Source organism: Kitasatospora sp. NPDC059673, assembly GCF_042734215.1.
GTDB lineage: Bacteria > Actinomycetota > Actinomycetes > Streptomycetales > Streptomycetaceae > Kitasatospora.
On record NZ_JBHWEN010000063.1, the window covers coordinates 1 to 1,084 of the forward strand.

Consider the following 1,084-nt stretch of genomic DNA (forward strand, 5'->3'; position numbering starts at 1 on the left):
TGTATTGACCACAAGCGTTGTTGACGGTGCAGGGCTTGATCAAAGTGAAGACCTCCGGTGTGGTGGAGGTGTCTAGGCTCCACACCACACACGGAGGTCTTCGTGTCCCACCGTAACGCCCGGCTGACCGTGCACGGCAGGCGACTTCTGGTCGAACGCGTCCGGGCTGGACGGCCTGTCGCCCATGTGGCCGCCGAGATGGGCGTCTCCCGCGCCACCGCCCACAAGTGGGTCCGCCGCTGGAGGGAGGAGGGCGATGCGGGCCTGCACGACCGCACCAGCCGGCCCCGCACCACCCCGCACCGCACGACGGACACGATCGAGGCGGAGATCTGCCGGCTGCGACGCGAACGAAAGCTCGGTCCCGCCCGGATCGGGCCGGTCCTCGGCATACCGCCCTCCACGGTCCACCGGGTCCTGACCCGGCACGGCATCAACCGGCTGCAATGGATGGACCGGCCCACCGGTCAGGTCGTGCGCCGCTACGAACGCGAACGCCCCGGCGAACTGGTCCACGTCGACATCAAGAAGCTCGGCAACATCCCCGACGGCGGTGGCCACCGCGTCATGGACCGCCGGGCCGGCGAGAGCAACCGGTACGCCACCACCGGCCTGCGGACCCCGAGCGGGACACCAAGGATCGGCTACAGCCACATCCACACCGCCGTCGACGACCACACCCGCCTCGCCTACAGCGAGATCCTGCCCGACGAACGCCAGGAGACCGCGGCCGGGTTCTGGCAGCGGGCCGAGCGGTTCTTCGCCGAGCTGGGCATCACCGTCGAACGCGTCCTGACCGACAACGGCTCCTGCTACCGGTCACGTCTGTGGCGCGACACCCTGCGGGCGTCGGGCATCACGCACAAGCGCACCCGCCCCTACCGCCCGCAGACCAACGGCAAGGTCGAGCGCTTCAACCGCACCCTGCTCGACGAGTGGGCCTACCAGCGGCCCTACACCAGCAACCAGGAACGAGCCGAAGCGCTCCCCGACTTCCTCCACACCTACAACTACCATCGCTGCCACACCGCACTCGGAGGACAACCACCGATCACCCGCGTCAACAACCCTGCGGGTCAATACA

General features: G+C 68.5%; 1 protein-coding gene. It reads left to right on the forward strand.

Annotation, left to right across the window (positions count from 1 at the left end; all coding sequences use genetic code 11):
- Positions 1-102 precede the first annotated feature (102 nt).
- Positions 103-1,084: IS481 family transposase (locus tag ACFV18_RS32835; protein WP_380488973.1), on the forward strand; the 982-nt coding region annotated here is incomplete at its 3' end.